This window comes from Peptoniphilus sp. Marseille-Q6390 (genome assembly GCF_965119475.1).
Genome location: NZ_CBCPLS010000002.1, coordinates 93,289 through 117,021 on the forward strand (window position 1 = coordinate 93,289; position 23,733 = coordinate 117,021).

Consider the following 23,733-nt stretch of genomic DNA (forward strand, 5'->3'; position numbering starts at 1 on the left):
AATTTTAAAGGCTGCTTGCTTAGGTGAGCAGTCTTTTTTTTGCAAACAAATAGTTTTGTTGACAGGAAAAATAATTAAGGATAAAGTTTATTTAAGTAAATCATATGAGCTTATGAAGCTAATTTGTTGATACCAAAAGGAGGCTGCATGAAGGACTACTATTCACTTGTGATTTTATTTTTTGTCTTAATTGGACTTATCTTCCTCTACAACTTCTACGTGAAGCAGAGAAATGAAAAAATTTTAAGACAAGAGATAATAAAGAATTTTGGAAAAGTTCATTCTAAGAAGTTCAAGGGAAAAATCAATGGACTACATAAGAGGCTTGGAGGAAATGTCAGTGACATCACAGCCAATGACCTAAACCTTGACGAAATTTTAGAGAAGATGAACCACTCTATGTCGAAGATGGGCTTAGAATATTTTTACTATAGACTTAGGGATTTAATTTTAGATAAGGATGAACTTACAAGGCTTCAAGAGAAGAGAAAAATTTATAAGGATAGGGAAGAAGATCTTGAGGACTTGCAATTTCAACTTGGAAAGCTTGGTTACTTTAAGGAAGACCTACTTGAGCTTGTGGAAGAAGAAATTAAAATCCAAAGAGAGCTTGAAATCTTAGCAAGGATTTTTTCTTTTACGCCACTTTACATCTTGATTTTATTTATAACTTTAAGAGCTCAGGCAATTTTATTTATCTTTGCCCTCTTGGCAGCAAATACCTTTATTTACAAAAAATTTAAGGAGATGACTTTGGGTAAATTAGATACTTTAGTTAGACTCAAAAGTCTTCTCAATGTATCAGAAGGCTTGCTTAAAAATAAAAGCCGAATTTTCAAAGATGAAATTAAGGAAATAGAAAATATTTTAGCAGAGCTTGGTCCCTTAAAGAGGAGCTTGAGGTCCTTTGGATTTTTGACAGGCAACATGGAGATGGACTTCGCAGAAACTTACAAGAATATTTTGTTTTTGTCAGAGGCAAGGAGCTTTTCAAAAACTCAAAAATATTTTAAAGTCTACAAGGACGAAATCTTTAGACTTTATTACCTCTTGGGAAAAATCGACTGCGAAATAGGAATTATTTCTCTATCAAAGGCCTACGAGACTGGAGAAGCAGTTTTTGGAAATAAAATTTTTGGAAAAAATCTCTACAACCCTTTGATAAGGAATCCTGTTTCCAATGACCTTGACTTGGACAAGTCAATTATCTTGACAGGGTCCAATGCATCAGGCAAGTCAACCTATCTTAGGACTCTTGGAATAAACGTGGTATTTGCCCTTAGTTTTGGAATCTTCTTTGGAGAAGAATTTGAAATCAAACCAATAAAAATCACTTCAGCCATAGACATCAGCGACTCAATAATGAAAAACCTCTCTTACTTCATGGCAGAGTCCAAGGCAATTGGCGACATGATAGAAGATGAGAGCGAAAAAATAATTTTGCTAGACGAAATATTTAGGGGAACTAACACAATTGATAGGATTGCATCGGCAACAGCAACCCTAAAGTACCTGGCAAAGAATGATCACGTCATAGCAGCAACCCACGACATAGAACTTACAATTCTTTTAAAAGATTCATTCGTTAACAAACACTTTGAAGAAAAGATAGAAGATGGGGACATAAAGTTTGACTATCTTTTAAAAGATGGACCAGCAAGAAGTCGTAACGCCATTGCAATCTTGGATAGCCTAAATTATCCAAGAGATATAATAGAAGAAGCAAAAAAACTTTCGAGAGAGATGGAAGAAAAATAAATTTTATGACCATACTTAGGTAAAATTTTACCTAAGTAATTTTTTTGCCTTTAATACTTGATTTTTATCCTTTATACTATTAATAAGTGAGAAAATGTTTTTATGACTGTGGGGGAAAGATGAGAATTTATTTTACTAGACATGGGGAGACTGAGTGGAACAAGCTTGGTATTATCCAGGGACAATTGGACTCGGCATTAACTTCTGAGGGCATTGAGATGGGAAAGAGACTTAGAGAGATGTCAAAGGACCTTCACTTTGATAAGATCTATTCATCTGACCTTGGTCGTGCTTATGACACTGCAAGGTTAATTTGCCCTGACAGGGAAATTATTAAGACGCCCCTTCTTCGAGAAATTGATGTTGGGTCTTGGTCAGGAAAAAATATCAAGGACGTCAAAGTAGATGATGAGGTCTTATACAAAAAATATTTTGAAGATCCAAAAAATTATGAAAGAGCTGATGGAGAAAGTATCCATGACCTTAGAGATAGGGTGGAGAAATTTTTTGAGGAAGCAATTTATCCAAATGAAGATGAAAATATTCTTCTTGTGACTCACGGCGTTACTATTGTTGCCATTTATTCTCTAATTGAGGGGATACCTATTGAAGACTTTTGGTCCAACAGGGTGAGACGAAATGGCGAGTTTAATATAGCGGACTACGAAGATGGGAGTTTTAAAATTATTAAGAAGGCTCCTAAGAATCCAGTGGATTCAATTTGAGGTGATAATATGACTACTTACGATTTAATAATTATTGGTGGAGGAGCAGCTGGTCTTAGCTCAGCAATATATGCAGGCAGGGCTCTTTTAAAAACTCTTGTCATTGAAAAATTTTCCTATGGTGGCAGGGTCAACGATACTCCCAAGATTATAAATTATCCTGGCTTTAAGGAAATCTCTGGTAGAGATCTTATTAACGAATTTAGGAAGCAGGCAGAGGGCTTTCCTACAAATGAATTTGCCTTTGGAACTGTTAAGGAAATTGAAAAAACTGAAGATGGTTTTGTCTTGAGGACTTTAAGAAGGAGAGAATATACTGCCAAGGCTGTGATTATTGCAACGGGAACCTATGCCAAGATGCTAAATGTGCCTGGTGAAACTGAATTTGCAGGTCGTGGAGTTTCCTATTGTTCCACTTGTGATGCAGATTATTTTAAGGACAAGGACATACATATTTTAGGTTCTGGTGACTTGGCTCTTGAAGAGGCTGACTATCTTTCCAACTTTGCCAACTCTATTAACATGATAATTATCCACGAAGAAGGTAAGTTTGATGGCAACAAGTTGGAAGTGGAAAGGATAATGAAAAATCCAAAAATTTCCTACACTTGGAATTCAAAACTTGAGGGCATCAATGGAAATGAAAGAGTCAACAGCCTTGACATCCTAGATCTATCTGACAATACCAAGACTAGGGTGACTTCTGATGGAATTTTTATTTTTGCAGGCATGAGTCCCAACTCCAACTTCGTTAAAAATCTTGTAGAAGTAGATGACTTTGGATTTATAAAAACTGACGAAGCTATGAGAACTTCTGTGGAAGGAATTTTTGCAGCAGGAGATATTAGGGACAAGGTCCTTAGACAAATTGTAACTGCAGCTAATGATGGTGCAGTGGCAACAGTTTATGCAGAAAGATATATTAGGAAGAGGGGTGTCTTATGAGAGTCTATCCAAGGGGGACAGTAGTTTACAAGAGAGAAAAGGCCTACAATGGCATAAATTTAATTTCCACTGCCAAGGACGGGGCCCTTATAACAAAAATGGATGGAACAGAGCTTAAGAGGTATTCTGTTAACCCCATGCCGGCGAAGATGCTGCCAAATAAAAATATCATGAGTATTTCTTCCTTTAGGTCATCGGACTTTGGTGTCAGTGATGGGATTGATCTATTGGAATTCGATAAGGATGGCAAAGTTGTCTTTGACTTTAACAAGTTTAAGTTCACAGAGGACAGGGGCTACAGGCCTAAGTGGATGGCAAGGGCACATTCCGACTTTCAAAGGGAGGGCAACTCTGTTGGCTATTATTATCCAGAACAAAAAATTGTGGAAGATGGGAAGACTCTCCTTCTTGTTCACGATGCCATTGTTGATACTAGGATTTCTGACAAGGCCCTGCTCGATGACGTTATCTTGGAAGTTGATGAAGATGGAAATATAATTTGGAAGTTTTCCTTTAGCGAACACTTTGAACAGTTGGGATTTTCTGAAGAAGCAAAAAACGTAATTTATAGAAATCCAAACTTGAGGATTACAGAGAGACCTCTGGGCAACTATCTTGACATAACTTCAATTTCGACAATTGGAGAAAACAAGTGGTACGACCAGGGAGACCCACGCTTTCATCCAGACAACATTTTATTTACAGCAAGGGCTGCAAATATTATTGGGATAATCGACAAGAAGAGGTCAAGAATTTGCTACAAGTTGGGACCAAACTTCTCTGACTTCACTAAGGTGGACCCAGTTGTTGGATCTGCCTTTGCAAGTATTGTACCAAAGGGTCTGCCAGGAGAAGGGAACCTCTTAATTTTTGACAACGGGGGAAGGTGTGGCTACGGTTCGCCAACTCTTACATCTCCTTCAGGTCTACTGCCATTTGTGAGAAATTATTCTAGAGTTCTTGAGATAAATCCAGTTACCCTTGCAGTAAATTGGTCTGTGGACCCAAGAGACTTTGGCTTTTCCATTCCAATGAATGGCTACAAGTTTTATTCTCCATATGGGGGCAACCTTCAAAGACTGCCTAATGGAAACACCTTGATAACTCTTGCCACAGAGGGGCTTGTAATTGAAGTTACCCCATCGAAAGAAATTGTCTGGCAGTGGACCTGCCCTTATAGGACAACGACAGAAAACCTCTTGAAGAACAATATGATTTACAGGGTTTATAGGTATCCTTACGACTACCTAGACATTGATGAAGAAGAAAATGAAATTCAAGAGATAGAAGACGCATCCTACTTCAAACTTCCTGGGGCAGGAGATTTTAAGTCAGTTGAGATTACAAATGTAAATAGGAGTAGGCTATCAATTGACATCGACCCACTTTCTCAAGAGTCAGAGTCTGTAAGGGACCTTGTGGAAAATAAAAAGGTAATCAAGAGAAATGAGTCTGTGATTAAATACATTGCGGCAAATCATTTTGACGAGACAATTAGAGAGAACAAGATGGCGATATTAATTTATGGGGCAGAGAGGTGTTCTCACTGCGAGCCACTTATGGAAGTTATGGAAGTCCTCTTGGAAGAAGAGTTCAAAGACGTGTCTTGCTTCTACATGGACCTTGACAAGAACAAGTCCTTCGCAGAAGAACATGAAATCTTTCAACTTCCTAGAGTTTCCTTCTACAAGGATGGAGAAAAAATTTACGAGTTCATGGGAGAAAAATCCTATGATGAAATTGCCGGCCTAATAGAAGAATATCTTTTAGAATTAAATTGAGAAATAAAAAACTGGGATTGAGTTCCCAGTTTATTTTTATGCTTTACATATTAACTTGTCTTTAAAGTTTATTTAGTTTCTTCTGTGTGCCAAGATAAATTTTCGTAGCCCTTCTTCTTGACTTTAGAGTTTATTAAAAATCTATTTTTTGTCATCCTAAGCATATACTTGTCATCATCATAGGAGTCAGAATAGGCAGAGGAGTTTTCGTAGTCAATTTCAATCCCCTCTTGCGCCAAGAGGTCTCTAATGTTTTTGACCTTTACGCCCTTCTTGTTGTTGCCTCTTGTGAGCTTGTAGTCAATTCCAAGATCAGTACCAATTATGTAGTCAAAGGGATAGAGGTCCTTTACATACTTTAGGTAGGGAGTAGCAGATGCTGAGCAAAGAATTTTTATTGTGTCCTCGTCGTGAGAATAAAATTCGTCTTCAAACTCCACAAAGAAAAATTTGGGGAAGAGGTAATCAGTTACAAAGTCCTTTAGCTCATCTTCGGTAAAATATTTTATAATAGAGACCATTTGGTTCTTCATGATGTTAAAGTCAGATTGCAGCTTAGACCTTATGTAGGCAGAAGCAAGACCAGCCATGGTCCTCGCAAATTTTATTTTTTTATTTTTAAATCCATACTTATAAAGCTCTACAATTGATTCGCAATCAACTACAGTTTTGTCAAAATCATAGAGCGCAAGCTTTCTTTTCAAAATCTCACCTCAATAGAATTATATCAAATAGACTTCATTATAAAAAGTTTTATGATATACTAAAGCCGTGATATTTATGGGAATTATTATACATGTAGACATAGACGCCTTCTACGCATCGGTAGAAGAGCTTGACGACAAATCTATTATAGGCAAACCTCTAGTCGTAGGTGGCAGGTCCAATCATGGAGTTGTAACTACGGCTAATTATGTTGCAAGAAAGTATGGCATCCACTCAGCCATGCCCATGTATATGGCAAAGAATCTCTGCGACCATCTTATAATAAAACCCATGAGAAGAGAGAGGTATCTGGAGAAGTCCAGAGAAGTCTTTGAAGTCCTAAGGACCTACACAGATAAAATTGAAAAAGTCTCCATTGACGAGTCCTATCTTGACATAAGTGGACTGGGTTACGACGAAGACATTGTATATGATTTGCAGAAAAAAGTTTTTGAAAAGACTGGCTTAAATGTTAGCTGCGGCTTGAGTTACAATAAATTTTTGGCAAAACTTGCCAGCGATTGGAACAAGCCCAAGGGAGTAAAAATTATTAGGAAGTCAGACATACCAGAGATTTTATTTCCCCTAGATATAAGAAAGGTCCACGGGATTGGAAATAAGACGGAGAAGAGACTGAGAAACATAGGTATAAATACCGTTGAGGACTTATATTCCCTCTCCTATGATTTTTTAGTAACCATGTTCAAGAAGAGTGGGGAAGAAATCTATAAGAGAATCAGAGGGATTGACAATAGGGAGGTCACTCCCAACACTGTGAGGAAGAGTCTTGGGACAGAGTCCACCTTTGAGGTTACAAGTAAGAGGGAAGAATTGATTTCTTACCTTAGTGATTTTTCTAAAGAAGTTTCAGAAGACTTAATTGTAAAAGAAATTTCTGGCTACACCTTGACCCTAAAGATGAAGGACGAGAACTTCAAGGTCAAGACTAGGTCAAGGACTTATGAGAATGCCATCTATGAAGAAGAGGATATCTTTAACAAGTCCATGGAAATTTTCGAAGAAGCCTATGAGGGCGACAAGCTTAGACTTATTGGAATAACAGTTTCAAATCTTGTAGACTTAAACATAAGACAACTTTCTTTCTTTAATGGATAAAAAATTCAATCTTTTTTTGAAATTTTATGCTAAAATATTCAAGAAATAAGAAAAAGGAATTTAATTATGAGAAATTTTTGGGACTTAGACTATGGTGAAGTTGGCTTCAAGTTTTTTGGGACCTACCACTACGCTTGTCTAGCTATTATTTTTATATTTGCAATAATTTTATACAAACCCTGGAGAGCAAGTAGAAACTTTAGAATCTTTCTTGCCCTAACACCAATTAGCTTGGAAATGATTAGGCTTGTTGGAGTCTTAATAAGTGGCCATTACGATTCTTCTTACTTGCCCTTCCACCTCTGCCTAATTGGCGCCCAGTTCATGGCAGTAGATGCCTTTGTGGATAGGAAGTTTATAAAAGCCTGCCTCTATTATCTTTTTATGCCAGCAGCAATCCTAAGTCTTTTCACACCAGGCTGGGACCAAGTAAATAAATATTCTTATGTGGCAATTATTTCTTGGATCATTCATGGGGTCAATGCCTTTTATCCAATCTATCTTGTCATTTCAAAGGAATACCTACCAAAGATAAGAGATATAATATATCCAATAATTTTTATTCTTGTGACTCTTCCAATAATAAAAGTTTTAAACAAAAAGCTTGATGCAAACTATTATTTTATAGAAGAGCCCTATGAGGGATCAGCCCTTGCAACTATAAAGGATGTCTTTCCCAATTACGTGGTGGGACTTTTTATAGTGACAGTCTTTGTAATGGTCCTCACATTTTTTATTTATTGGATAATTTCAAAATTAAAAAAAGATCAGTTACCTAAGTTAAAGTAATTTTAGCTTAGGTTTTTTACTAGAAATTACAGAGTAATAATTTTTAAAAATTAAAAATACCTTTGAAAGATGCTGGTAACTTTTACTAAATGATGTGATAAAATATACTATATAAATTAGGAGGGATAACGTGAAAAGATCAATTATCTTATTGGGACTTCTAATTCTCTTAAGTCCCTTGGCAGTAAGTGCAAGTAGTAAAAGATCAGAAGCTAAAGTAAAAGAAGTAGACTTGGCTTCAGATGAAAAGATGGCATTTGTTTCAGGTGAAAATGTCAGCTTCGACGGAAGAGACCTAGAAATAAATGCTTACCTAATAAATAGGTCCAACTATGTAAAAATTAGGGATGTAGCTGCCTTACTAAAGGACACTCCTGCCAAGTTTGACCTAGCTTATGATAATGAAAAGCAAAGTGTAATCATAAGCAAGGGAAAAAATTACAGTGATAGCTTTATTTATAAGGAAAGCAAGTTAAAAGAAGAGAGAATTGCCAAGGATACAAGGCAAAAAATTGTTGATGATAAGGGACAAGAAATTGAACTTAAGGGATATTTCATAGATGGCTACAACTATTTTCGCCTAAGAGACTTGGGTAAAGTTTTGAACTTTGGAGTAGCCTACGACTTTAAGGATCAAAGAGTTCTTCTAAACTCAGACAATCCTAAATTAGCAGATGTATTTGAAGAAGATTACTTCACTCCACCTGTAAATAAAATAAAAACTAAAGGTGGAGAAGAAAATATTAGCTTTTTAATCTATGGTTTCGATGAATGTCCTTATTGCCAAAAATTAAAAGCCTACTTAGATGGCAAGGGAATTAAATATCTTTCAAGGGACATTAGAGATTGTGAAGGTAAAAAGGATGAAGTCTTCAAAGAGTTTTATGGAGAATTTCCAGAATTTAACGACAGGGTTTATTATCCAACTCACATTATGACTTTGGAAAAAGATGGCAAGAAGATTAGCAAGTGTGTGGTAGGTTTTGAAAAAGAAAATTACGACGAAATATTTAGACAAATAGAAGATAACACTTACTTTGTAGAAAAATAAAATTTTATAAATTAAAAATTAAAGCCAAGAGCTTGGATTAAACTCCAGGCCCTTGGCTTTTATTTGTGTCGCATTTAATTTTACAACCTATCTTAACAAAAACTTTACATCGTTCATGTTATAATCCATTTTGTCAATAGGACAAGCAAGAAGGACAAGGATGTATATGTATGGATAAGATAACTTTCAAGTCTACCAAGCAAAAGCTTATAGTACAAGTAATATTACTTGTCATATCGGTTGCTTTCATAGGCTTTGGGGCATATCGTGGAGAAGCTAAAACTGTATTTACTAAAGCAATGAACTTATGCTTAGAGTATGTGAAGGTCTGTCCTACAAAGGCAATCAGTGTAAACTGGGGACCTGAAAAAATGAAATTGCTTGAAAAGGCTTGTGAGCTTAACAAGAATAAAACAACAAAAAGTGTAAATTAAGGAGAAAAAAACAATGAAAACAAAGATGAGAATTAAGAGAATTTTACCTGTATTTATGATAACAGCAATGCTTGCAGCAACAATGACAGCTTGTAGCAGCAAAAATAACTCAGGAAGTATGACGACTGGAAGCAAGACTGTGGCAAGCAGCAATAAAGCTGCCGGAGAGAAGTTTCCTGGCTTTAAGGGTAAGGATTTTGAGGGAAATGATGTTGATGAAAGCTTATTTAGTAAAAATGAGGCAACACTTGTTAATTTTTGGTTTAATGGTTGTTCAGCCTGCGTAAACGAGATGCCTGCACTTGAAGAGTTTAGTAAAAAGCTTAAAGAGCAGGGTGCAGAGCTTATAGGTATAAATGCAGGTACAGCGAGTGATGAAAAGGGACTTGCAGAGGCAAAGGATATACTTTCAAAGCAGGGTGTAACCTATAGAAATCTTATCCTTCCAGATGACCACGAGTATGTTAGAAAGATATTCAGCTTCCCTACAACTGTTATAGTTGATAAGAATGGTAATATAGTTGGAGATCCAATATTAGGAGCTATTGAAGATGAAAAGAAGCAGGCAGAAATCCTTAAGGTAATCAAGGAGATAAAGGCTGGAAATGGTGTAACTTCTTCAGTAACTTCAGACAAGTCAGCTACTAATGATGACCCTACAGCACCACTTTATGAAGAAGAAAACAAAATTTTTGCGGAAAATCAGGATACTTGGAATAAGTTATTCTCAAAAATAAAGAAGGATCAGGCGGAAGAAAATGTTGAAAAGCCTTATGGTGAGTTTTTAAAAGAGCAGTTAGAGGCATCAAAGTCTGATTTTACAGAGGATGAGATTAAGACTATTAAGGAAGGTCTTAAAAAGATTGATGAAATTGAAAAGAAAATCGCAGAGTTAAAGAAAAAATAATTTAGAGGCAAACCATGACTAAAAATAATGAAAATTTGTGGTCTAAAATTGGATTTATAGCATTAGCTATGCTTTCGATTATAGCATACTATTATCTAACAAAGTATCTAAATGTGCTTGCACTCAAACTGTTTTTAGGAATTTTGAAGATACCTATGCAGCAGTTCATCAAATTTATGTATCTTTCAGATATTCTTATAGATTTAATACAGTTAATTATATTCTTTGTCATATATAAGCTGTTAGTAAAAAGAAATGACGATGAGTTAAGAACCAAGCTTAATCTAAAGGATATAGGACTCAGCTTTGCAGTAGGTGTCGGAGTCTCAGGTCTATCTTTAATATGGATTACGATTGCGGGAAAGATACCTATGTTTCAGGCACAGCTTGCTGCTATGAAAGAAGGAAATGCGATGATTGGTGGAGGAAGCCTACATGGAGTGTTCTTAAGTGCAGTAATTGCTGCCCCTATTGTTGAGGAAGTTATATTTAGGGGAGTTGTACTTGGTTCATTTAGAAAGGTATTTCCTGCCTGGGTATCAATAATGGTTTCAGCATTAATCTTTGGTATCTATCATATGAATCCTGTTGCAATTGTATATGCATCTATTATGGGAATTATAGCCGGTGTAGTTTATGAGAAGAAGCAAAATTTATTATTCACAATTATTCTGCATATGGCAAATAACCTTATGGGACTATTGCAGGATTTTGTTCCGGCAGGCATAGGGGCAACTGTAGTAAATGTAGTTTCTATAGCTATGATTATCCCTATGTGTTACATAGTGTACAAAATACTTAATGGTGATTTTTGTAAAAAGGCTTATGTTTAATAACTTTTTTATATTTGATGAATTGCAAATAAAATTGCGACACCTAAATTAAACTAAGTTCATGTAAAAACAATTCAAATGGAGTTCGATAATTTAGACACTTTCTAGGTCTGTTATTGAGCTCCATTAAATTTTTAATAAGTTCTTCTATAGATATATCTGCCAAACCCGTCTTTTTAGGATAATACTCTCTTAGCAAACCATTAGAGTTTTCATTACTTCCTCTTTGCCATGCTGAGTATGGATCAGCAAAGTAAAAGTCTATTCCGAGTTTTTCAACTTCATCATAACAAGCAAATTCTTTAGCGCTATCTTATTTCTTTCGTTTAGTGAAAGATGTTTATAGCTCATATTGATCTCCGTGTTAGTTTTTGGCCTTATTAACATTTTACACGAAGTTAGTATGAGTTTTTTATTTGTGTCGCATTTAATTTTACAAGCTATCTCATTAAAAAACTGACCTCCTTAGTTGGTTTTTAAGTCCAAATTTGGGGGTCAGTTTAAAGCCTCGTCTTATTTTAGTTTTCGCTACCTAGAATATTATAGGTTATGGCAACTAAAGAACCGCCAATAAAATTTCCGATAGTAACTGGTATTAAGTTTTTGAAAATTAGTGCAAATCCAAATTCAGGATTTAACATTTTTGCTAGGGCAAAGCAAGTCATATTTGCCACGCTATGCTCAAAACCAAGGCTTACGAAAGCCAAGATACACCAGAAGATTAAAATCAACTTTGATGAATCAGATATGGGTCTAGAGCAAATTAAAACTGCAAGACACACTAGAATGTTACACATTATTCCCTTAAATAAAAGTGCAGTGAAGTCAAAACTTGACTTTGTTGTTGCTAGTTTTAAGAGGGCTTCGTTATATTCAGGGGAAACTCCTGTCATTTTAAATAAGAAAGAAATTAAAATTGATCCCAAAAGATTTCCTATGTAGGAAAAAACTAAAATCTTTAAAAGTGTGGAAGTTTCAATTTTTTTGTTTAATCTTCCAATACTTGTCACAAGGACATTACCTGTGAAAAGTTCGCCACCAGCAAAGATTACAAAGGAAAGGGCGAGGGAAAAGACAAAGCCATTTATAAATTTAACAGCTGGAATTTCAAGCCCTGAAAAAACACTTGCAGATAGGGTCATGATTAACATTCCCATTCCAATAAAAAATCCTGCAAGAACTGAAGCGACCATGTACTTAAAAAGAGAATTTTCAAGTAAATTTTTCTTAGTGTTTGCAGAATTTGTAAGTCCACCAATTATATCCTTATACATATCACACCTCTTTTTTTACTTTAATAACTATTATATCAAAAAGAAGCAGTTTTTCAATTGATGAAAGTCCTTTTATATTAGTCTATTCTGTACTTTTTTGAATCTATTGCCACTATTATTACTTGAACAAGAGGCATCAATAGGTTGAAAAATAAAAATGGTAGATAGTGGACTGTGGAAACACCAAGGACTGTTGACATATAAGTTCCGCAAGTGTTCCAAGGAATCATGGCTGATGTAACAGTTCCACCTGACTCAAGAGTTGATGATAGGAGTCTAGGATCTATCTTCCTATCCTTATATTCATTTTTAAACATTCTTCCAGGTACAACTATGGAGATGTATTGCTCAGGCATAGTTGCGTTGGTGAAGAAGCAAGTTAAAATTGTAGAAATCACAAGTCCAACCACAGACTTAACCTTGTGGAGGAATTTTTTAACTATGGCTTCAAGTATTCCAGTTTCTTCTGCAATTCCACCAAACATCATGGCAATGATAGTTAGAGAAATGGAAGACATCATGTTGTTTAAGCCACCAGTGGTTAAAAGTTTATCCACTGCTTCGAGGCCAGTGTTTGAAACGTAGCCATTGAGCCCAGCTGATAAAATGTCTCCAAAGTTTACGCCTTGATAGATTGGTCCCAGGATTGCAGCAATAATAATTCCAAGACTTATGCCGGGAACTGCTGGGAGCTTCTTGGCAATGGAAATTATTACGACTAAGGGTGCCAACAAGAGAACAGGTGAAATTGTAAAAGATTCTTTTAGTCCATTAGCGATGACGTCAACGTTTGATAAGTCGGCGCTAGCTCCCTTGTACTTGAGAGATAAAAATCCAAAAATCAAAAGTGTCAAACCATAGGCAATAAGAGTTGGCTTAAACATTGCCTTGATGTGGGTGAAGACATCTGTGCCTGCCATTGCAGGAGCAAGGTTTGTTGTATCAGAAAGAGGACTCATCTTGTCTCCAAAGTAGGCGCCAGATAAAACTGCACCAGCAGTCACAGGAGCAGGTATTCCAAGTCCACTTGCTATCCCCATAAGGGCAATCCCCATGGTGCCAGCAGTACCCCAGCTTGTTCCTGTGGCAAGAGACGTTATTGATGTAATCAAAACTGTTGCAACAAGAAAAATTGAGGGTTTTAAAATCATAAGCCCATAGTAAATCATTGTAGGCACAACGCCAGCCAAGATCCAAATCCCAATTAAGACACCAATTATGGCAAGGATTATTATGGACTGCATGGCTTGTGAAATTCCTTTGATCATTGAGTTTTCTATAAACTTCCAAGAGTAGCCAATCTTTAGAGCGACAAGAGAGGCGATTAAAACTCCAATGAGCATAGGGATGTGGGGGCTCTCTTCATACTTAATTATGCTTATAAACATAATTATTGTAAGAGAGACAAAGGTGAAGAGGGCTTCTGCAAAGTTTGCCTTCCTCACTTCTTTTTCATATTTATTTATATTTTTTTGGCTCATAAAACACCTCTTATAAAATTCAAAAATTTAACCCATTATATCATTATAAAGTCCTTATTTAAAGTTTTTATTGGGTGGCAAAGATGATATACTATAAGGGAATGGGGGAAATTATGGAATTAAAAGACACAATTCGTGCAATTGAAGATTATCCAAAAGAGGGAGTTATCTTTAGAGACATAACAACTCTTTTAAAGGACAAAGATGCTTTCAAAAAAGCAGTTGATGAAATGGCAGCAAAAATAGATGAAGACGTTGATAAAATAATAGGGATTGAAGCAAGGGGCTTTATCTTTGGAGCAGCTCTTGCCTACAAACTAAACAAGGGCTTTATACCTGTTAGAAAACCTGGCAAACTTCCTTGGGACAAGTTAAGCGAGTCCTATGACCTTGAGTACGGACAAGACTCCATTGAGATCCACAAGGATGCCCTTGAGCCAGGAGAAAAAGTTGTAATAGTAGACGACCTACTTGCAACTGGTGGAACATCAAAGGCTTGTTTAAAACTTGTTAGGAGTCTAGGAGGAGAAGTTTCTTCACTACTTTTCTTGGCAGAGCTTGAAGGACTTAAGGGAAGAGATGTATTAAAGGGCGAAAAAGTTCTTTCTGTAATAAAGTATTAATTTAAAATTTTAAAATTTCTTGTAAATATATTTCAATTGATTTAAACTGTATCAAGTACGCATATTATTTTTTTAAGAATAATATAATAATTAAATAAATAAACTTATGGGAGCAATATGCTGAGAGGAGTTAAGACTCGACCATTTTACTTGTTAGGATAATGCCTTGGCAAGGAAAAGTATTATTACTCCTATAATTTTATAGGAGGTTTTTTTATTTATGAAGTATGCTACTCAAATGGAAGCAGCAAAAAATGGATTTGTTACAGAAGAAATGAAAATTGTAGCAAAGAAGGAAAATGTCTCTTGTGAATACTTGCTAGAGAAGATGGCATGTGGTGAAATTGTAATTCCAAAAAACAAAAATCACAAATCAATTTCTCCTGAGGGTATTGGGACTGGACTTAGGACTAAGATTAATGTTAACCTTGGAATTTCTAAGGACTTAAATGACATTGACATGGAAATGAAAAAGGTAGACATGGCACTATCTATGGGTGCAGAAGCCATAATGGATCTTTCAAACTATGGCAAGACTCAGGAGTTTAGAAAAAAGCTAATTGAAAAATCCACAGCCATGATAGGAACTGTTCCCATGTATGATGCAGTTGGATTCTTAGACAAGGGTCTTTCCTTTATTAAGGCAGAAGAGTTTTTAGATGTAGTTAGAAACCATGCTGAGAATGGAGTTGACTTTGTTACAATTCACGCAGGGATAAATAGGGCCAATGCAGAAATCTTCATGAGAAATAGACGTGTTAATGAAATTGTATCTCGTGGAGGTTCTCTTCTCTTTGGTTGGATGAAGATGAATAATCAAGAGAATCCCTTTTATGAATACTATGATGAACTCTTGGATATCTGCCGTGAATATGACGTAACCCTTTCTCTAGGAGATTCATTAAGACCAGGTGGAATTCACGATGCAACTGACCCATCTCAAATAGCAGAGCTCATTACACTTGGAGAACTTACAAAAAGAGCCTGGGATAAGGATGTGCAGGTAATAATTGAAGGACCAGGTCACGTGCCAATTGGTGACATCGAGATGAATGTGAAGCTTCAAAAGAAGCTTTGTCACAAGGCTCCTTTCTATGTATTGGGACCCCTTGTTACAGATGTTGCACCAGGCTATGACCACATAACATCTGCAATTGGTGGTGCAATTGCTGCAGCTCATGGTGCAGATTTTCTTTGTTATGTAACACCTGCTGAACATTTAAGACTACCAGATGTTAATGATGTTCGTGAAGGGATTGTTGCTTGCAAGATTGCAGCCCATGCAGGAGACATTAATAAGTTAAAGGATGCAAGAGCTTGGGATCTTGAAATGAGTAAGAGACGACAAAAGATTGATTGGGAAGGCATGTTTGAGCTTGCACTTGATAAGGAAAAACCAAGAGAGTACAGAAATTCATCAATGCCTGAAGAAGAAAACACATGTACAATGTGTGGATCAATGTGCTCTGCAAAAAATATGAACCTAATACTTGAAGGTAAAGATATAAAAATAGAAGCTTAATTCAGGACTATTTATTGATAAGAGTTTCTTGCTAAAAAATAATTTAATGAAAGATAATTTAATTAGAAAATAAAAAATAAAAATAGGGAGCTTGTTGACAGGCTGAGAGGAAATTGTTAATTTCGACCGTTACCTGATTTGGATAATGCCAACGTAGGGATATAAGGACTTTTGCTGCTCTGTCAACATTTCTCGGGAGGTTAATATGAAATCTAATACTAAGAAGTTGACTATGGCAGCTTTTTTTGTTGCCCTTGGCGTTGTTTTTTCCTTTGTAAATATACCTGTGGGTCTTGCAAAATGTTATCCAATTCAACACATGGTCAATGTTTTATCAGCTGTCCTATTGGGACCACTCTACTCAGTCCTTGTTGCCTTTTGTACATCACTTATTAGGAATATGTCTGGAACAGGATCCTTAATGGCATTTCCTGGTTCAATGATTGGCGCATTTTTTGCAGGAATTTTATTTTACAAGACAAAAAAACTTTCCCTTGCCTTTTTAGGGGAAGTAATTGGCACAGGTCTTATTGGTGCACTCTTAGCTTATCCTATTGCTAAGTTTGTGCTAGGAAAAGAAATGGCATTATTTGGAATGCTTATTCCTTTTTCTGTAAGTACCCTTGGTGGCTCAATAATTGCCATAATAATTATTTTAGGAATTAAAAACACAGAGCTTAACAAATATTTTAATTTATAAGGAAGTAGAAATGGAAATTAAAAAAATCCTCACTATAGCGGGATCTGACTCCAGTGGTGGTGCAGGCATACAGGCAGACTTAAAGACTATAAGTGCATATAGGTTTTATGGGATGAGTGCAATTACAGCCATAACAGCTCAAAACACCTTGGGAGTCCAAGACTCATTAAGTCTTGATGAAAGAATACTTAGGGAGCAACTTGAATCTATTTGTGATGACATTCTTCCTGATGCTGTAAAAATTGGAATGCTTGCAAGCCCTGGTCAGGTAGAAGTTATAGGGGAAGTAATTGATAGATATTTGAAGGATATTCCCATTGTCTTAGACCCAGTTATTACATCTACAAGTGGCTTTACCCTTGTGCCTGATGATACAGTTGAGAAGATGAAGGAAGTTCTTTTTGATAAAGTTAGCTTAATCACTCCAAATCTTATTGAAGCTGGGATTATTTATGGGAAAGAAATTGAAAATCACGATGGTATGAAGGAAGCAGGCAAATTTTTACTTGAAAAATATGGGACAGCCTTCTTAATTAAGGGTGGACATCTTGAGGGATCAAAGGATGACCTTCTTTGTGATGAAGATGGAATCTTTCTCATAGAGGGAAAGAATATTGAAAATAAAAATACACATGGAACTGGCTGCACCCTTTCCAGTGCTTTGGCATGCGAACTTGCCAAGGGAAAAAATCTTTTTGATGCAGTTAGAGATGCAAAAAAATATTTAAGTGGAGCAATAACCTTTGGTCTTGATATAGGAAGGGGCAGAGGTCCTCTCTATCATATGTACAATTTGAGTGATAAAGATGAAAATTAAATGCAATCTAAAAAAACTAAGGGACAAGGCTCCCTTAGTACATATTATCTCCAATGGGGTTACTAGGGGAAGGGTAGCTGACTTTGCCCTCTCCATAGGTGCAAGTCCAATGATGGCAGAGTACTCAAAAGAAGTATCTGAAATTACAAAAAAATCTTTAGCCCTAGTTTTGAATATGGGAATGTTAAATGAAGATAAGATTGAAGCAATTAAAATCGCAGCAAAAACAGCGAAAGAAAATAATATTCCCCTTGTCCTTGATCCAGTTGGAGTTGGATCTAGCAAGATAAGAAGGAATTTGGCAAAATACCTTCTGGACAATTTTAAGTTTAATGTCATTAGAGGAAATTTTAATGAAATAAATTATTTGGCTGGGGGAAAAGCCTCTGCTGGTATAGACTCAAGAGATAAAAATTTATCTGAAGAGGACTTTATAGAACTTGCACTAAAAGTGAATAAAAAAACTGGGGCAACACTTGTCGTAAGTGGCAAGTATGAAGTAATAGCTAACTCTCACATGCTTATATCTATACCAGGTGGCAATGATAGCTTGAGAAAAATAAGTGGGCTTGGGGATATGGAATCAGCAATGATAGGTTCACTTTTGGCTGCACCCATGTCAAACCTAAAGGCTTGTGCTATTTCGTCAATATTTTTTAGGCAGCTTGCAAGAGAAGTTATAGTTGATGGAAGTATAAATGCTCAAGATATAATAAGTAAAATTCAAAGGCTTGAGGAAATAAGTGGAGATATTGAAATTTTATCGCCAAGCTATAAATTTGCGAGACCAAGCTTATATGGAATTTCTGATGGCAATGATTTGTTAAAAATAAAAAATGCAACAAGAGCTGGCATGAAAATTTATCAGCTAAGGGATAAGACCTCAGACGAAGCCTTGCTTGGAGAAAAAATATTAAAGATAAAAAAAGAAATTCAAGAAACTTGTCTCTTCATCCTTAACGATAATTTAAAACTTGCCAAAGAATATGAAACGTCTCTTCACCTAGGACAAGATGATGAAGAAATTTATCTTGCAAGAAAAATTTTGGGCAGAGACCCAATAATTGGTGCTACAGCAAAAACCACTGAGCTTGCAATAGAGGCAGAAAATATGGGAGCATCTTATATTGGTTCTGGAGCTTTTTTTGAAACAGAAACCAAGAAAGATGCATCAATGATTAATTTGGAAAGATACAAGGAAATAAGAGATAGTGTTTTGATACCTGCATTTCCAATAGGTGGTATAAACAAGGAAAACCTAGACTTATTTAAGGGGGAGGATATCCCTGGCCTTTGTATGTCCAGTGGAATTTTTTCTCTTGAAGAGAATGAAGTAGAGAAAAATGTAATAGAAATAATAGAGAAATTAAAAATTTTATAATATAAAAAAATCTGCTAGGACTTTTATGATATCTACCATCCTTACTGGTTTGTCCAGTAAAGAGGGTACATATCAAATTTTTTAGCAGATTTTTATTTTTTACTTTAAATTTTCTTGTATTATTTATATTTTTTAGCCAGCAGAATTAGATCTTGATTTAGCAGTGTCCTTAATATTATTTAGGCAAAGGGTAAGGGCAAGGAGAGCTTCTCTATAATTATCGTCGTGAACTGTGAGCCTATAAGTGTCAGTCATGGCAAATAAAGTTTTCTCAATTTCGCCAATTAAGTCAGAACCCTTATAAATGTCAAAATTCATGTCCCAAAAACTGCCTTGCAAATTTAAAATCTCGCCATCATAGTCTACGTCAATTTTTCTTTTTAAAAGGCTAAATTTTGATTCAACTCTCATATATCTTCCGTCAGTAAAATTTACATTAAATTTTTGAAAGAGACTGAAAATATCTTTGTCAATGTCAAAGATGGGATTTTTATTTGCATCAGAAAGACTTGACTTGTAGCCTAATAAAGTAAAATCTTGGTTTACATAATAGGCAGCATTTCCATCGTCGTCTAATATAGGGTAGTGGTCTGTAATTTTAAAAAATTTTTCTTTGAAATAATAATTTTTCATTACTCCTCCTTAGACTAAAACTATATCTTAAATTAATTTTATAAGTTTATGAAGGCTTTTACAATAAAAAAACCCCACAAGGTCCTGCGGGGTTGAAATATTTTGATATTAGTCAAGATTTAGTGAATCAACAGCATTATCAATTAATTCGTCCTTAACAAAGTAAGGAAGTGTAATGTGTCCGAATTCATTATCTTCGTTAAATTCTTTTGAAACTTCGATAGCGTGTTCGTTTCTAGCCCAGTTACGTCTAGCAACACCACTCATAACGTCCCAAGTAAGTGAAAGATCGATGATTTCATCAACCATTTCAGATCCGTCAAGAACTAGACCGAATCCACCGTTAATTGATTTACCAATACCAACTCCACCACCATTGTGAAGAGCAACTAGTGACATACCTCTAGCACAGTTTCCTGCGAAACATTGTGTAGCCATGTCAGCTGTTACGTTAGAACCATCTTTAATGTTAGATGTTTCTCTGAATGGTGAGTCTGTACCAGATACGTCGTGGTGGTCACGTCCCATCATAACAGGACCGATTTTTCCTTCTCTAACAAGTTCGTTAAATTTATGAGCTATTGCAACTCTACCCTTAGCATCTTGGTAAAGGATTCTAGCTTGAGTACCAACAACTAATTGGTTCTTTTCAGCGTCTCTAATCCAGTTGTAGTTGTCACGGTCTTGGTATCTTCTGTTAGGATCGATACATTCCATAGCTGCGTGGTCAGTAGCAACTAAGTCTTCGTGTTTACCGCTTAGGCAAACCCATCTGAATGGTCCATATCCATAGTCAAATAGAAGTGGTCCCATGATGTCTTCAACGTAAGAAGGCCAAATAAATCCGTCTTTATCGTCTTTACCATTCTTAGAAATTTCTTTAACACCTGCATCATATACAGCCTTTAAGAAAGAGTTACCGTAGTCAAAGAAGTAAGTTCCCTTTTCAGTAAGTTTCTTAATAACTTCAAAGTGTCTTCTAAGAGTTTTATCAGCAAGTTCGTGGAATTTCTTTTTATCAGTTCTTAATAGTTCAGTTCTTTCTTCGAAAGTGATTCCTACTGGACAATATCCACCATCGTAAACGTTGTGGCAAGAAGTTTGGTCAGAAAGTAGGTCAATATGAACATTTTCTTTTTCCATATATTCAAGAAGGTCTACGATATTACCGTGGAAGGCAATTGAAAGAGCTTCTTTCTTTGCAAGAGCATCTGTAGCAAGCTTAACAGCTTCTTCAGGGCTTTCAGCAAGTTTCTTAATCCAGCCTTGTTCAAGTCTAGTTTCGATTCTTGAAATATCTACTTCAGCGATGATAGAAACAGCACCAGCGATATCTCCAGCCTTACCTTGAGCACCAGACATTCCACCAAGTCCAGAAGAAATGAATAATTTACCAGCTAGGTTATCTTCATTTCCAAGACCAAGTTTTAATCTACCAGCGTTAAGGATTGTGTTGTAAGTTCCGTGAACGATACCTTGTGGTCCAATGTACATCCAACCACCAGCAGTCATTTGACCGTAGTTAGTAACGCCCATTTCTTCTGCAACTTCCCAATCTTCAAGGTTGTCATATTCACCGATCATAAGACCGTTAGTGATTATAACTCTTGGAGAGTTCTTTCTTGATTTAAATAGTCCAAGTGGGTGACCTGAAGCCATTACAAGAGTTTCGTCATCGTGCATGATTTCAAGATATTGTTTAATTAGGTTGTATTGCATCCAATCGTGACAAACTGAACCAGTTTCTCCATAAGTTACAAGTTCATATGGATATAAAGCAACATCAAAGTCTAAGTTGTTGTCAATCATTACTTGGAAAGCTTTACCAGCTAAACAATTTCCCTTGTATTCGTCAATTGGTTTACCGTAAATTCTTCCTTCTGGTCTGAATCTGTATCCGTAGATTCTTCCTCTAGTAGTAAGTTCTTCTAAAAATTCAGGAATAAGTTCTTCATGATATTTTTCTGGGATATATCTTAGAGCATTTCTAAGAGCAATCTTAGTTTGATCCTTTGAAAGTCTAAATCCTCTATCAGGAGCTCTTCTAATTCCTTGTTCAAAAGATTTTTTTTCTGGAAGGTTTGAAATTTCTACCTTCATAATCTTTTGAACTTCTGCGTTATGATTATTTATCACTTTTATCAACCTCCATTTATTAGTCATTATAAAATAAAAAAATTGAAAAGTAAATACAAAGGGAAATTAATTTCCTAAATTTTTAAAAATATCTCAAAAAAGTGATTAATTTTCTTAAATTGCCTTGAAAACTCAAGTGTCAAGGACATAATTCCCTAAAAAACCCAATTAATTTACCATGATAAATTGAAGAAATGAATCGTTTTCAAATTTATATATAGAAAGGAGTTTACAAGGACATGAAAAATTATCTCATATATTTACTCTATAATTGATGCGAAAGATTATGGACTTGAGAATTATTATGAGGCGACAAGGGATCATAAAGTGGCGAATAAATATAAACTTGTAAATAAATATAAAGTCGTAAATCTTTATAAAGTCATGGTTTAATATTAAGTTGTGACTTCTTATAGAGTCACAGATAATTTTAAAGTTGCAAATACTTATAGATCTAAAGAAGTTTATAAAGTCACAAAGATTTATAAAGTCATTACACTTGATGAGTTCCTAAAAAATAAAAATTAAAACTTAAGATAGTAAGAAAATATTTTTCTAAAAATATAATATTGAAATTTTTATCTATAAAAATAATTGTAAAAATACCGCTATAAAAGGTCAAAAATATTTTGAAAATCTAAATAAAAATATTTTCATATTTATTGGGTATATAATATGTGTTAAGATATTGACAGAAAAAAGGAGGAATTTATGAAAGCGGATAAAATATTAGTTAATCTTGAACAGGTTTTCTCACCAAGGGATATTGGTAGACCACTTAGGGGAGAAGAAATGAACCAAGCTGACATCTTAGAAAATGCTTACATTGCTATTAAAGATGGTAAGATTTTAGAAGTTGGCGAAGGTAATGGCTACGAAAAATTAAAAGATGACAAGACTGAAATAGTTGACCTTACAGGCAAGACTGCAACTCCAGGTCTTATTGATGCTCACACTCACCTTGTTTATGGTGGAAGTCGTGAAAATGAATTTGCCATGAAGCTTAATGGAATGGAATATCTTGAAATTCTTGAAGCTGGTGGAGGAATTCTTTCTACACTAAAGGCAACAGATGCAGCTAGCTTTGATGAACTCTATGATAAAACAAGAAACCTTCTTGAACACATGCTAGTTCATGGTGTAACTTCTGTTGAAGCAAAAAGTGGTTACGGAATCACTCTTGAAACAGAATTAAAGGAACTTGAAGTTCTTAAAAAATTAAATGAAGATTTCCCAACAGAACTTATCACAACATTTATGGCAGCTCACGTTATTCACGAAAAATATAAGGATAACCCAGACGAATATGTTGACATTGTTATCGACATGATGCCAGAAGTTGCAAAGAGAAATCTTGCAGAATTCTGTGACGTATTTTGTGAAAAGGGAGTATTTACAGCAGAAGAATCTGAAAGAATTCTTGAAGCTGCAAAGAAACATGGCTTTAAACTAAGAATCCACTCAGATGAAATTGAAAATGTTGGTGGGGTAGATGTTGCTGCTAAGGTTGGAGCAGTTTCTGCAGAACACTTAATGGTAGTTGATGATGAAGAAATTGAAACACTTGCAAAGGCAAATGTAATTGGCAACCTTCTTCCAGGAACAACTTTCTCACTTATGCTAGACACTTATGCACCAGCAAGAAGAATGCTTGATAAGGGAATGGCAATTACACTATGTACAGACTCTAACCCAGGATCATGTCCAACAGCAAACCTTCAATTCATCATGCAACTTGGTTGCCTAGAAATGAAACTTACACCAATTGAAGTTTATAATGCAGTAACTATTAACGCTGCTTACTCTGTTGACAGGGCAAAAACTATTGGATCCTTTGACAAGGGCAAGAGGGCAAACATTGCAATCTTTGATGCACACAACATTGATTACACACTTTACTTCTTCGCAACAAACCTATGTAAACAAGTTTATATTGATGGAGAATTAGTTGTTGAAGATAGAAAGCTTGTAAAATAATTAAGCAGGAAAACAATATAGGATTTTAAAATAAGGGAGCTTCGGCTCCTTTATTTTTTGCACAAAATAATGTTTATTTTTAAAAATAAAAAATACAATAGTTTATATTATAAAACAGTATTATGAATTTTGCATAAGAGAGATG

21 protein-coding genes, 1 pseudogene and 1 riboswitch are annotated in these 23,733 nt (G+C 35.4%); of the genes and pseudogenes, 16 read left to right on the top strand and 6 right to left on the bottom strand.

The window, feature by feature from the left end; genetic code table 11:
- Window positions 1-147: 147 nt before the first annotated feature.
- The 4 genes from ACWPVO_RS06275 to ACWPVO_RS06290 all read left to right on the top strand — a co-directional run bounded on the left by ACWPVO_RS06275 (window position 148) and on the right by ACWPVO_RS06290 (window position 5,209).
- On the top strand, window positions 148-1,758 hold the full coding sequence (locus ACWPVO_RS06275) for a MutS-related protein (protein ID WP_454207304.1): 1,611 nt from the start codon (window positions 148-150) through the stop codon (window positions 1,756-1,758).
- A gap of 119 nt (window positions 1,759-1,877) precedes the next feature.
- The gene (locus ACWPVO_RS06280; protein ID WP_454207306.1) at window positions 1,878-2,483 is read left to right on the top strand and encodes a histidine phosphatase family protein; all 606 of its coding nucleotides are present in this window, start codon (window positions 1,878-1,880) and stop codon (window positions 2,481-2,483) included.
- A gap of 9 nt (window positions 2,484-2,492) precedes the next feature.
- Complete coding sequence (locus ACWPVO_RS06285) at window positions 2,493-3,428, top strand: NAD(P)/FAD-dependent oxidoreductase (RefSeq protein WP_454207308.1); 936 nt, start codon at window positions 2,493-2,495, stop codon at window positions 3,426-3,428.
- Complete coding sequence (locus ACWPVO_RS06290; protein ID WP_285072534.1) at window positions 3,425-5,209, top strand: thioredoxin domain-containing protein; 1,785 nt, start codon at window positions 3,425-3,427, stop codon at window positions 5,207-5,209. The genes ACWPVO_RS06285 and ACWPVO_RS06290 overlap by 4 nt, the downstream gene beginning before the upstream one ends.
- A gap of 68 nt (window positions 5,210-5,277) precedes the next feature.
- Here ACWPVO_RS06290 and ACWPVO_RS06295 read toward each other — a convergent pair whose 3' ends face one another.
- Window positions 5,278-5,913: an HAD family hydrolase gene (locus ACWPVO_RS06295; protein WP_454207310.1), complete on the bottom strand. Its 636-nt coding sequence runs from the start codon at window positions 5,911-5,913 to the stop codon at window positions 5,278-5,280.
- Window positions 5,914-5,989: 76 nt separating this feature from the next.
- Here ACWPVO_RS06295 and ACWPVO_RS06300 point away from each other — a divergent pair, with 76 nt between their 5' ends.
- From ACWPVO_RS06300 to ACWPVO_RS06325, 6 genes are all read left to right on the top strand, one after another.
- Window positions 5,990-7,030, top strand: a complete 1,041-nt coding sequence (locus ACWPVO_RS06300; protein WP_285072535.1) for a DNA polymerase IV — start codon at window positions 5,990-5,992, stop codon at window positions 7,028-7,030.
- Between the two features lie 66 nt (window positions 7,031-7,096).
- Window positions 7,097-7,819, top strand: coding sequence for a TMEM164 family acyltransferase (locus tag ACWPVO_RS06305; RefSeq protein WP_454207312.1), 723 nt, complete (start codon window positions 7,097-7,099; stop codon window positions 7,817-7,819).
- Window positions 7,820-7,949: 130 nt separating this feature from the next.
- Entirely contained in the window at window positions 7,950-8,870 is a 921-nt protein-coding gene (locus tag ACWPVO_RS06310) for a glutaredoxin family protein (protein ID WP_454207314.1), read from the top strand.
- Window positions 8,871-9,040: 170 nt separating this feature from the next.
- Complete coding sequence (locus ACWPVO_RS06315; protein ID WP_454207316.1) at window positions 9,041-9,304, top strand: CD1871A family CXXC motif-containing protein; 264 nt, start codon at window positions 9,041-9,043, stop codon at window positions 9,302-9,304.
- Window positions 9,305-9,317: 13 nt separating this feature from the next.
- Window positions 9,318-10,211, top strand: coding sequence for a TlpA family protein disulfide reductase (locus ACWPVO_RS06320; RefSeq protein WP_454207318.1), 894 nt, complete (start codon window positions 9,318-9,320; stop codon window positions 10,209-10,211).
- A gap of 14 nt (window positions 10,212-10,225) precedes the next feature.
- On the top strand, window positions 10,226-11,044 hold the full coding sequence (locus ACWPVO_RS06325; protein WP_454207320.1) for a CPBP family intramembrane glutamic endopeptidase: 819 nt from the start codon (window positions 10,226-10,228) through the stop codon (window positions 11,042-11,044).
- Between the two features lie 43 nt (window positions 11,045-11,087).
- Here ACWPVO_RS06325 and ACWPVO_RS06330 read toward each other — a convergent pair.
- The 3 genes and pseudogenes from ACWPVO_RS06330 to nhaC all read right to left on the bottom strand — a co-directional run.
- A pseudogene (locus ACWPVO_RS06330) lies at window positions 11,088-11,357 on the bottom strand (IS30 family transposase); the annotation flags it as partial.
- A gap of 205 nt (window positions 11,358-11,562) precedes the next feature.
- Complete coding sequence (locus tag ACWPVO_RS06335) at window positions 11,563-12,318, bottom strand: formate/nitrite transporter family protein (RefSeq protein WP_454207322.1); 756 nt, start codon at window positions 12,316-12,318, stop codon at window positions 11,563-11,565.
- Window positions 12,319-12,395: 77 nt separating this feature from the next.
- Window positions 12,396-13,799 carry a Na+/H+ antiporter NhaC gene (gene nhaC, locus ACWPVO_RS06340; RefSeq protein WP_454207324.1) on the bottom strand — a complete coding sequence of 468 codons (1,404 nt, stop codon included), beginning with the start codon at window positions 13,797-13,799 and terminating at the stop codon, window positions 12,396-12,398.
- A gap of 113 nt (window positions 13,800-13,912) precedes the next feature.
- On the opposite strand from nhaC, the gene ACWPVO_RS06345 reads away from it, so the two are divergent.
- The 5 genes from ACWPVO_RS06345 (at window position 13,913) to ACWPVO_RS06365 (ending at window position 18,842) form a co-directional block, all read left to right on the top strand.
- Window positions 13,913-14,422: an adenine phosphoribosyltransferase gene (locus ACWPVO_RS06345; protein WP_060800808.1), complete on the top strand. Its 510-nt coding sequence runs from the start codon at window positions 13,913-13,915 to the stop codon at window positions 14,420-14,422.
- Window positions 14,423-14,642: 220 nt separating this feature from the next.
- A complete protein-coding gene (gene thiC / locus ACWPVO_RS06350; protein ID WP_454207326.1) occupies window positions 14,643-15,944 on the top strand; it encodes a phosphomethylpyrimidine synthase ThiC in 1,302 nt (433 codons plus the stop codon).
- A gap of 73 nt (window positions 15,945-16,017) precedes the next feature.
- Window positions 16,018-16,121: riboswitch (TPP riboswitch) on the top strand.
- 28 nt (window positions 16,122-16,149) lie between these two features.
- A complete protein-coding gene (gene thiW / locus ACWPVO_RS06355) occupies window positions 16,150-16,644 on the top strand; it encodes an energy coupling factor transporter S component ThiW (protein WP_454207328.1) in 495 nt (164 codons plus the stop codon).
- A gap of 10 nt (window positions 16,645-16,654) precedes the next feature.
- Window positions 16,655-17,461, top strand: a complete 807-nt coding sequence (thiD, locus tag ACWPVO_RS06360; protein WP_454207330.1) for a bifunctional hydroxymethylpyrimidine kinase/phosphomethylpyrimidine kinase — start codon at window positions 16,655-16,657, stop codon at window positions 17,459-17,461.
- Window positions 17,451-18,842 (top strand): hydroxyethylthiazole kinase, encoded by a 1,392-nt coding sequence (locus tag ACWPVO_RS06365; RefSeq protein ID WP_454207332.1) that lies wholly within the window; start codon window positions 17,451-17,453, stop codon window positions 18,840-18,842. Before thiD ends, ACWPVO_RS06365 begins: the two co-directional genes overlap by 11 nt.
- A gap of 132 nt (window positions 18,843-18,974) precedes the next feature.
- Here the strand turns inward: ACWPVO_RS06365 and ACWPVO_RS06370 are convergent, their stop codons facing one another.
- The gene (locus ACWPVO_RS06370) at window positions 18,975-19,475 is read right to left on the bottom strand and encodes an LURP-one-related/scramblase family protein (RefSeq protein ID WP_285072541.1); all 501 of its coding nucleotides are present in this window, start codon (window positions 19,473-19,475) and stop codon (window positions 18,975-18,977) included.
- 108 nt (window positions 19,476-19,583) lie between these two features.
- Entirely contained in the window at window positions 19,584-21,575 is a 1,992-nt protein-coding gene (locus tag ACWPVO_RS06375; protein ID WP_454207955.1) for a urocanate hydratase, read from the bottom strand.
- Window positions 21,576-22,322: 747 nt separating this feature from the next.
- Here ACWPVO_RS06375 and hutI point away from each other — a divergent pair.
- Window positions 22,323-23,588, top strand: a complete 1,266-nt coding sequence (gene hutI, locus ACWPVO_RS06380; RefSeq protein WP_148466307.1) for an imidazolonepropionase — start codon at window positions 22,323-22,325, stop codon at window positions 23,586-23,588.
- The last annotated feature ends 145 nt before the right edge of the window (window positions 23,589-23,733 follow it).